Raw genomic sequence first — 9194 nt, forward strand, 5'->3', positions numbered from 1 at the left:
CATCGCAAGGAAGCGGGCCGCGGTCGCCCCGCATGACTGACGGTCAGCAGCCGCAGCAGCGCCGCGTGACGCAAGGTCAGCAGCTGCAGTCGCATCCGCAGCAGTCACAGCCGTCGCAGCAGTCCCCGCAGCCGCTGCAGCAGTCGCACGCCTCACAGCAGTCCCCGCAGTCGCACTGACTGCACAGCCCCTCGCGCCGCTGCCGGCTCCACGGGTCGTCGAAGGTGCCGCAGCACATCTGGCAGGTGCAGGCGAGCCCCGCCCACACCAGACACCCCATGACGAGACCGCGCCGGTCGCGCGGGGGCTCCGGCGGCTGCGGCGGACCGAAGGGTCCCCCGGGCCCGGTGGGGGCGTACGGATTGCCCGGGGGCGGCCCGAACGACGCCGTGGGCCGCCCTCCTGACGGATGGACGGCTTCGGTCAGGAGCCCGCCACCCTGATGGGAACAGACATCCGTGGCGAAGGCCCGGTCCACCGAACGCCGCAGTTCGTGCGCCAGCAGCACATGGGCGAGCTTGTCGTCGGTGAATTCCGCGTCGCGCAGCGCCAGCCGTACGCCGCGCAGCGCGTCGTCGCACAGCCGCCTGGCCTCCGTACGCGAGGTGCCGGTCGCGGTGAGCGGGTTCCAGGCACCCGACGCGGCGTCAGCTTCCTGGTCCTCCACGGCGTCCAGCAGATGCGCGAGGCGGCCGAAGAGGCGCCCGGCCTCGGCGAGCGGCTCGGCGTTCTGCGGCTTGCCCGCGAGTACGGCGGTGTGCGCGAAGGCCGCCGCGGTGGCTGTCTCGGTGGGCTCCGTAACCGTCAGCAGCGGGGTGCCGGGCCCCGCGAGCAGCTCGATGCCGGTCTGCCGGTCGACGGCGTCGACGAGCAGCGCCGTGTCGAAACCGAGCTGCGCGCCGGTGCGCGCCCCGGCCCGGTCCCAGCCCGCCGCCACCCTGCGGGCGGCCGCGGCGACCGGGCGGCGCGCCAACAGGCCGTCCCGGTCGGCCACGTGGTCGCGCACCTTGGCGGAGGCAAGCACCAGCGAGACCGCGGCCGCGAGCCTGGCGCCCTCGCCGCGCGCGACGGGGGCGGTGCGCATGGCGCGCAGGGGGCAGGGCCCCGCTGTGCGCCGCTGCGCGGGGGTGCGTTCGGTCTGAGCCTCCGTCAGGACCGAGACGATCAGGCCGTCATAGTTCGTGACGATCCGGGCGAACTGCCCATGGTCGGAGCGAAGCGCGAGACAGAGCCCACAGAGATGGGCCATCCACTCCGCCTTGAGCCCTTCCGTCAAGCGATGAGTACAGGGCCTCACGATTCCGAACACAGCCGTCCCCCCGGGAGCCGTTCACCTGTGCGCCGCAGTCGGGCGCGTGCGCGACGTGCATCGTATCGAGTGACCCGTTCACCCGTACGTCCCCCATGTCACCCGTACGGACCGGAGGAGCATATTTTCTTATCCCCAGGGCCCTTATGCAGGAGGAACCTTGACGAATCGCCACATCTTCTGCACCAGTACCGTCACGAATGCCCTGCGCGCCGCCTATCCCCTTGGCGCACGATCCGCATCATGGACGACCATAGGGATACGAAAGACATGCGGAACGCCAAGGAACCGCGGTGAGAGGAGGCGTCCATGGGATCGGTGCGCAAGGCGAGTGCCTGGCTGGGCCTCGTAGAGGACAACGACGAGCGGTACTACGACGACGACGAGTACGCCGAAGGTGCACGGACCGGGACCGGTCAGGCCTGGGTGACCGATCCGCGGGTGCAGGTGGCCTCGGAGGCGGCCGAGGAGACGGGCCGCCGGATCGCCACGGTGACCCCGGACAGCTTCCGGGACGCCCGGAGCATCGGAGAGCTCTTCCGGGACGGCGTCCCGGTGATCATGAACCTCACATCCATGGACTCCGCCGACGCCAAGCGCGTGGTGGACTTCGCCGCGGGACTGATCTTCGGACTGCGCGGGTCGATCGACCGCGTGGCCACCCGGGTCTTCCTGCTGACCCCCGCCGACACCCAGGTCGTCAACGGCGAAGCCGCCGGCCGGCCGGCCGACGGCTTCTTCAACCAGAGCTGAGCGGGGCGCTCACCGGATCGGTCCGGCCGCGACCCCCGTCTACCGGAACGCGTCCAGACCGGTGAGCGCCTTGCCCAGCACCAGCTGGTGCATCTCCACGGTTCCTTCGTAGGTGAGCACCGACTCCAGATTCGTCGCGTGGCGCATCACCGGGTACTCCAGCGAGATCCCGTTGGCGCCGAGGATCGTGCGCGAGGTGCGGCAGATCTCGATGGCCTCCCGCACGTTGTTCAGCTTTCCGAAACTGACCTGCTCCGGACGGAGCCTGCCCGCGTCCATCCGACGGCCGAGGTGGTGGGCGAGCAGGATCCCCTTGTGCAGTTCGACGGCCATGTCGGCGAGCTTGGCCTGGGTGAGCTGGAAGCCGCCGATCGGCTTCCCGAACTGCTCACGCGTCCTCGCGTAGTCGACGGCCGCCTCGAAGCTGGACCGGGCGGCGCCCATGGCTCCCCAGACGATGCCGTAGCGGGCATGGCTGAGACAGCTGAGCGGGCCGCGCAGTCCGGTGACGCCCGGCAGCACGGCGTCGGCCGGCAGCCTCACCTCGTCGAGGATCAGCTCGCTGGTGACCGAGGCGCGCAGGGACCACTTGTGCCTGATCTCCGGCGCGGAGAAGCCTGGCGCGTCGGTGGGCACCACGAACCCGCGGATGCCGCTGCCCTCGCCGCCGTCGTCGGTCTGCGCCCAGACCACGGCGACCCCGGCGACCGATCCGTTGGTGATCCACATCTTGCGGCCGCTGAGGACCCAGTCCTCACCGTCGCGCTTGGCGTACGTCCGCATGCCGGCGGGGTCGGAGCCGTGGTCCGGTTCGGTGAGACCGAAGCAGCCGATGATCTCGCCGGCCGCCATTCCGGGCAGCCACCGCTGCTTCTGCTCCTCGGATCCGAAGCGGTGGATGGCGTACATGGCGAGGGAGCCCTGTACGGAGACGAGTGAGCGGATCCCCGAGTCGGCGGCCTCCAGCTCCAGGCAGGCCAGCCCGTACTGGACCGCGGTGGCGCCCGCACAGCCGTAACCCTGGAGGGACATGCCCAGGGCCCCGAGCGAACCGAGTTCGCGGGCCAGCTCGCGGATGCCGGGCAGCTCGCCGTTCTCGTACCACTCGGCGATGTGCGGCAGGACGCGGTCGGCGGCCCAGACGCGGACCGTGTCGCGGATCGCGAGATCCTCGGCACCCAGGAGGTCGTCGATGCCGATCGGGTCGCGGGGGTCGAAGGGCGGGAGTTTCGAGGACGGAGCGGTGGACATGAGGGAGTGCCTCCGGCGGCTCGCACGGTACCGATGTCGGTGGGGGGCGCCAAAAACTAGCAGCGTTAGTTACGGCGTCGTGCCGACGTTACGACTCAGTGTGCCGCGCGTCCAGAGCCCGTCGCCTCGGCCGGCCTGCGCCGCGCGGGCAGCCGGAGCAGCGCCTCGGACCGCTCCTGGACCGGGATCTCGCGGGAGCTGGGGAGCTCGCCGTGGCCGAGGGGCTCCTGCGCGTTCCTGGCCGCGGGCACCCCGGGGCCCTCCGCGGGCTCCTGGGGTTCACAGAGCAGCGGCGGGCACTCCATCACGCGCGGCAGCCTCAGCGCGGCAAGCGCCCCGAGCAGCAGCAGACCCGCGCTGACCAGCAAGGTGATGTGCAGCCCGCCGACGAAGGCGTTCCGGGCGGTGTCGCGCAGTACGGCGCCGAGCGGACCGCCCAGCTGCGAGGCCACCTGGTACGCCTCACCGAGGGAGCGCGAGGCCGCGGCACCGGCGGAGGCGGGGATCCCCTCATCGGGGAGCTTGGCCAGGCCGGGGACGTACGCGGCGTTCATCACGCTGCCGAGCAGGGCGATCCCCATGCCGGCACCCAGCTGGTAGGCGGTCTCGCCTATCGCGGCCGCCCCGCCGGCCCGCTCGGCCGGCGCCTCGCTGAGCATGGACTCGTACGCGCCGAAGAGCGTGGACTGCAGACCGAAGCCCAGCACGACGAAGGACACGGTCAGCAGGCCGGGCCGGTCGTGCTGCCCCATCGCGGTCAGCATCAGCACCGCCACCGCAGTGAGGACGAAGCCCCAGCCGACCATCCGGCGCGGCCCGATCCGGCGCAGGCTGTACGAGCCGGTGGCACCCGCGGCCATGGCGGCGAAAGTGAGCGGCAGCAGCCGCAGACCGGTCTCCAGCGGACTGAGGTCCAGGACGAGCTGGAGGTACTGGACGGCGATGAGCTCCAGGCCGACCAGGGCCAGCATGGCGAGGACGATGCAGCCCACCGCCGTGGTGAAGGCGGGCCTGGAGAACATCCCGATGTCGATCAGCGGATGTGTCCGCCGCTTCTGGCGCCGGACGAACGCGACCAGCAGCACGGCCCCGGCCAGCAGCGGCACGAGCGTGCCCGGGCCGAGCAGCTCCTCTCCGGTCCCCGCACGCTTCACACCGAGGACGACGCCGAGCACGCCCGCGGCGGCCATCAGCGCACCGAACACGTCCCAGGGTCCGTCGTCGCTGCCACGCGACTCCGGGAGCAGGAGCCGGCCGACCGGCAGGATCAGGGCCATCAGCGGAATGTTGATCAGGAAGACCGAGCCCCACCAGAAGTGCTCGACGAGGAAGCCGCCGATGACCGGTCCGGTGGCGGCTCCGACGGCGGCGACGGCACTCCACACGCCGATCGCCATGGCCCGCTCGCGGCGGTCGGGGAACACCTGCCGGAGGATCGACAGCGTCGCCGGCATGATCATCGCGCCGCCGACGCCGAGCAGTGCCCGCGCCGCTATGAGCACGCCCGCGCTGTCGGCCATGGCCGCGACGGCGGAGGCGACCCCGAAGAGCGCGTAGCCGAGCAGCAGGACGCGCCGGCGTCCGACCCGGTCACCGAGCGTTCCGAAGAGGATCAGCAGGGACGCGCAGACCAGCGGGTAGACGTCCACGATCCACAGCAGACCGACGGCGCTGGGCCGCAGATCCTCCGTGACGGCGGGGACGGCGACGTGGAGCACGGTCGCGTCGAGTGCCACGAGCAGCAGGCTGAGGCAGAGGACGACCAGCACGAGCCATCGATTGGCTCCGTCGGCGGCTTCGCGCAGACGGATTCGGGCGGTGGTCGTCCCGGACATGCATCTACCTCCCAGAAGGTCCCTCACGCTCGGCGGGCCCCCGGGGAATTCAGCGTCGCTGTCCCTCCGGGCCCGGCATCGACGGGCGAGTGATCCGTCAGAGTACGCGAGTTCGACAGGGGTACACGTGGCCCATCTCATACCTGCCGATGCCGCCGAGTGTGGCGTACGCCACTGCGGCCGCCCGTCCCGGGCCCTCCGGGGCGCCACCCCGACCTGCGAGAACCGGCAGTCCTGCCGCGCGGGCAGCGGGCCCGGGCGGCCGCGCGAACCCTCCGCGACACACCGCCCACAGCCGCGCAGTAACCGGACCGACACCGTCCGTTCGACCCCGAGGGTCCTCGTGACTAATCCACTTCGCCATCCGGCGCGCTATTCCGTCAATGCCCGAATGCACTTACGGAATACCCGCCAAAAAATGAAACGGGAGGAAGCCAGGACTCTCAGAACACCCGGAAAAACGAGCCGCGCCGAGACATAGTCCACATCACATCGTCATCACAAAGCGGCCGGATCGGCCGGGTCACCCACTCACTCGCTGTAACGTCGATTGGGTGCGTACCGACATCTTTGCCCGTCTGGACCGGGAGCCGGAACCGCCGAAGATAGAGACACCGCGGATGAGTCGCCACCGCATCGCTCTCTTCGGCGGGACGTTGGCGTTCTATCTGGCCATCGTCATTGCCGTGCTCATGTCTTCCTGGCTGGTGACCCTGGACTGGAAGGTCATGCTCTTCCGGCCGTACCAGCAGTGGCCCAGCATCCACGCCTTCCTCGACTACTACGTCGTCCTCGGCCAGCGCGGACCGACGGCGGTCATGGTCGCCTGCTGGCTGGGCTGGCGCTCCTGGCGGCAGCACACCCTGCGGCCCCTGCTGACGCTGGGCGCCTCGCTCCTGCTGCTCAATGTGACGGTGGGCGCGGTCAAGATCGGCCTCGGCCGGCTCGGCCCGCACTACGCGACCCAGATCGGATCGGCCGAACTCTTCGCCGGCGGCGATATATTTCCGTCAGGACACACCGCCAACGCCGTTGTGACCTGGGGAATCCTCGCCTACCTGGCCGCCACGCCGCGAGCCAGGCGCTATCTGTCGGCCATGTCCGCGATCGTCTCGCTGGGGGTCGGCCTGACGACGGTCTACCTCGGTACGCACTGGCTCAGCGACGTGGTCCTCGGCTGGGCGGCAGGGCTGCTGATCCTCCTGGGCCTGCCCTGGGTCGAGCCGCTGATCACCCGGGCCGAGAACTGGATCTTCGCCGCCCGTGAGTGGCTGAGTGCGCGTGGCAGGACCGCGGCACCGGCACCCGTCACGGCGGGCGCCCCCCAGCCCGTGGCAGCAGGCCGGCAGGCCGCCTCCGAGCCGGTCCGGAGCCCGGCCCACACGGCGCCCGGGACTGCCTCCGGGGCGGCTTCCGGGGCGAGCGGGCACCAGACAGCAGTGGTCACGGCCACCGGCAGCCGCCCGCGCGCCCACACAGCGCCGCCCGCGTACCAGGGGCACCCGGCGCGCTCCGAGCGGACCCCGGTCACCCCGGCAGGCAGCCGGCGCCCGCCGCACGCGGACCGTACGCCCCGCGGCGGTCCGGCTCCCGCCCGGCCCATGACCGGTGGCTGACCCGCAGAACCGCGGGAGCGGTGCGCACAGCCCACCCCGCGTATGACTGAAGGCCCCGACCGGAGTCGGGGCCTTCAGTCATACGCGGGGTGATGCGCAGGGGCCGTACGGAGCCCTCAGCCGGTCCAGCAGCGTCTGACGACGCCCGCGTCGACCTCGAAATTGATCCGGCCGCTCCGGAACTCCATGGTGATGACCGTGCCCGGCGGCAGCGCTCTGACAGTGGCCCAGCCGCGCTCCCGGGCCCGCCGTTCGGCGGTCTCGGCGGCAAGGCCGACGTAGGCGCCGGGGGTGTCGTCCGGCTGGGCGGAAGGGATCGGTACGGATGCCATGCCTCCCACCGTAGGCGGCCCCGGGCGGCGGCGGAAGCCGGGGCGCCACCTGGTCACATCGCATCCCCACGTACCTCGCCGGTCACGCTTGTGTCACAGAATCACCACACGCGTTCCCCTCGATGTCATTCGTTCGGACGCATGATTCGGCGGACGCACAGTAATCACACAGAGCCGAAGACGATCACCGAAACAGGGCCGGGACGACCCGGAAAACGAGGGCAATACCCACTCCCGGGTGACTTCGGTTTCACGTCGCAATGACCACCCGTAAATGAACACACCACCGGGAATTCACTCTTCCTTATCGCACCCTTATCTCGTGGTGATGATATCCACACCATCCCACCACCGACCCGCCCCGCATCGCCCCCTTCTGCCCGTATGGCGGACACCCGGATCATCCGCATTCCGGCCCGCGCAGCAAGGCGCACTCCGGGTGGACATCAGTGCGGACGTCGGAGCGGCCGCCGGTCTGGGCATCCGGGCGGACGCCGTTCACGGGGGCCCGCCGGGGCGGGCCGCCCCTCCGCCCGCCCCGCCCCCGCCGAGAGGACAGGGGGCCTGCGGCAGGTTCCGCCAGTTCAGCATTTGTCCAGGTATCGCCCACTCGTTCGCGACCTGATCGCCCTGGACGGTTCGATTCCGTTCCCCTTCCCGCGTGACCCCGACCGCGGCTCACCCGTTGTCTCTTCATGAGCCGGGAACCGCCCGGCGCACGTACCGAGTTCGAGGAGCCACCCGTGCCGCGCATGCTCGACGTCAGCGAGGACGTACGCGCCGAGATCGGCGACGCCGAAGCCGACCGGCTGCTCGTCGGCGACAACGCCCCCGGCAGTTACGACTGCACCTCCTGCCGCACCCCCGGCGACTCCGAGCAGGAGCGCACCAGCACGGTGCTGTTCGTCGGCGACGAGACCGCAGTCCTCGCCTTCGCCCACGCGACCTGCATCCCCTCACAGGTGGTCCAGGTGGCCGAGGAACAGCTGCAGGGGGCCGTACGCAGCATCACCGGCAGTGAGCAGGAGGTGGGCCCGGGCCTGTCGGTCCCCGAGCAGGCGGTGCTCGGCATCACCAGCGGCCTCGTCCTGATCGACGACGAGCTCCACCCCGCCCTGGTCGTCGAGCCGACCGGGGCGATCGCCCGCCCCGGCACCGACGGCAGCGGCGGCGACGAGTTCCTGCAGTTGCTGCTGGAGCAGAACTTCCGGCCGGTCCACCGGATGGATCAGGTCCCGGAGGTGCTGCACGGCTGGTCCATCCTGCTCGCCATGGGACAGCTTCACGCGGTGCTCCAGCCGGGCACGGGCGGCGGCGCTCCGGTGGCCTGGTGGCAGGCGCACGCGCCCCTTCAGGTCACGGAGGGCTGGCGGACCGCGGCCAACAAGTCGCAGACCGTGCTGGTCTATGCCGCACCGGCCGGTTCGATCGGCCAGCAGCCGCGCGAGGACCTGCTGCGCGATGCCCTGGAGAAGGCGGCGGCCGGCGGGTTCCTGGTTGCGGCCGCCATGCCGCTGGCCGGGACCTGATCATGTCCGCGCACCCCGCGCACCCGCGACGAACAGCTATTTCTCCCGCGGGGCCGCATCCGACGGACGGCGGGGTCGTTGGCACATACGTGCACTCATACGACCCCTCCCACCAGCGTCCGAGCCCGATCCCTGCCATGCGTCCCGCGCAGGAACCTTCGGGCGGCCCGTCCCACACCCCGATCTACGACGCGCTGTACTCCGAGTACCGCAGGTCGTTCAGGGCGCTGCCGGGTGATCGGAGCGGCGAGGAGAGTCTGGGCCTGCCGACCTTCGGTGCCGGGTTCTTCGGCTCGCACACCTCGCTGAGCGTCCACTCCGCGCACTCCGGGCACAGTGCGGCGGGGAGCAGCGCCGGCGGCACAGGGCACGGCAGCGGCCCGAGCAGCCACACCGGCAGCCTGGGCTCGTGGCAGCGGGTCGGGCGGCACGCGGGACGGGTCCAGCCCGCGGCGCTGCCGCCGGGCTCACGGGACGCCTGACATACGACGGAGCCCCGGACCACTCGTGGAACGAGTGGTCCGGGGCACCCTCCGTAGTTTACGGGGAGAACGGAAGAAGACACGTCA

The 9194-nt window shown here is 71.1% G+C and carries 8 protein-coding genes; 4 read left to right on the forward strand and 4 right to left on the reverse strand.

The window, feature by feature from the left end:
* Positions 1-76 precede the first annotated feature (76 nt).
* Positions 77-1249 (reverse strand): DUF5685 family protein, encoded by a 1173-nt coding sequence (locus ABT025_RS34795; RefSeq protein WP_502972094.1) that lies wholly within the window; start codon positions 1247-1249, stop codon positions 77-79.
* A gap of 369 nt (positions 1250-1618) precedes the next feature.
* Between ABT025_RS34795 and ABT025_RS34800 the strand changes: the two genes are divergently transcribed.
* Positions 1619-2062 (forward strand): cell division protein SepF, encoded by a 444-nt coding sequence (locus ABT025_RS34800; RefSeq protein WP_351002662.1) that lies wholly within the window; start codon positions 1619-1621, stop codon positions 2060-2062.
* Between the two features lie 39 nt (positions 2063-2101).
* On the opposite strand, the gene ABT025_RS34805 is transcribed toward ABT025_RS34800, so the two are convergent.
* Together ABT025_RS34805 and ABT025_RS34810 are read right to left on the reverse strand one after the other, a co-directional pair.
* A complete protein-coding gene (locus ABT025_RS34805; RefSeq protein ID WP_351002663.1) occupies positions 2102-3313 on the reverse strand; it encodes an acyl-CoA dehydrogenase family protein in 1212 nt (403 codons plus the stop codon).
* A 95-nt stretch (positions 3314-3408) separates the two neighbouring features.
* Positions 3409-5148: an MFS transporter gene (locus tag ABT025_RS34810; protein WP_351002664.1), complete on the reverse strand. Its 1740-nt coding sequence runs from the start codon at positions 5146-5148 to the stop codon at positions 3409-3411.
* Between the two features lie 554 nt (positions 5149-5702).
* Between ABT025_RS34810 and ABT025_RS34815 the strand changes: the two genes are divergently transcribed.
* The gene (locus ABT025_RS34815) at positions 5703-6764 is read left to right on the forward strand and encodes a phosphatase PAP2 family protein (protein ID WP_351002665.1); all 1062 of its coding nucleotides are present in this window, start codon (positions 5703-5705) and stop codon (positions 6762-6764) included.
* Between the two features lie 116 nt (positions 6765-6880).
* Here the strand turns inward: ABT025_RS34815 and ABT025_RS34820 are convergent, their stop codons facing one another.
* Positions 6881-7096, reverse strand: coding sequence for an I78 family peptidase inhibitor (locus ABT025_RS34820; RefSeq protein WP_351002666.1), 216 nt, complete (start codon positions 7094-7096; stop codon positions 6881-6883).
* Positions 7097-7839: 743 nt separating this feature from the next.
* On the opposite strand from ABT025_RS34820, the gene ABT025_RS34825 reads away from it, so the two are divergent.
* Entirely contained in the window at positions 7840-8625 is a 786-nt protein-coding gene (locus ABT025_RS34825) for a DUF8842 C-terminal domain-containing protein (protein WP_351002667.1), read from the forward strand.
* Positions 8626-8762: 137 nt separating this feature from the next.
* Positions 8763-9107, forward strand: coding sequence for a hypothetical protein (locus ABT025_RS34830; protein WP_351002668.1), 345 nt, complete (start codon positions 8763-8765; stop codon positions 9105-9107).
* The last annotated feature ends 87 nt before the right edge of the window (positions 9108-9194 follow it).

This window comes from Streptomyces sp. NPDC002809, from assembly GCF_040295435.1.
GTDB lineage: Bacteria > Actinomycetota > Actinomycetes > Streptomycetales > Streptomycetaceae > Streptomyces.

Bases quoted from the DNA above. Each gene is read 5' to 3' on its own strand.
- ABT025_RS34800 (WP_351002662.1), top strand. From the start codon at position 1,619: ATGGGATCGGTGCGCAAGGCGAGTGCCTGGCTGGGCCTCGTAGAGGAC.
- ABT025_RS34830 (WP_351002668.1), top strand. From the start codon at position 8,763: ATGCGTCCCGCGCAGGAACCTTCGGGCGGCCCGTCCCACACCCCGATC.
- ABT025_RS34795 (WP_502972094.1), bottom strand. From the start codon at position 1,249: ATGGCCCATCTCTGTGGGCTCTGTCTCGCGCTTCGCTCCGACCATGGG.
- ABT025_RS34810 (WP_351002664.1), bottom strand. From the start codon at position 5,148: ATGTCCGGGACGACCACCGCCCGAATCCGTCTGCGCGAAGCCGCCGAC.
- ABT025_RS34805 (WP_351002663.1), bottom strand. From the start codon at position 3,313: ATGTCCACCGCTCCGTCCTCGAAACTCCCGCCCTTCGACCCCCGCGAC.
- ABT025_RS34820 (WP_351002666.1), bottom strand. From the start codon at position 7,096: ATGGCATCCGTACCGATCCCTTCCGCCCAGCCGGACGACACCCCCGGC.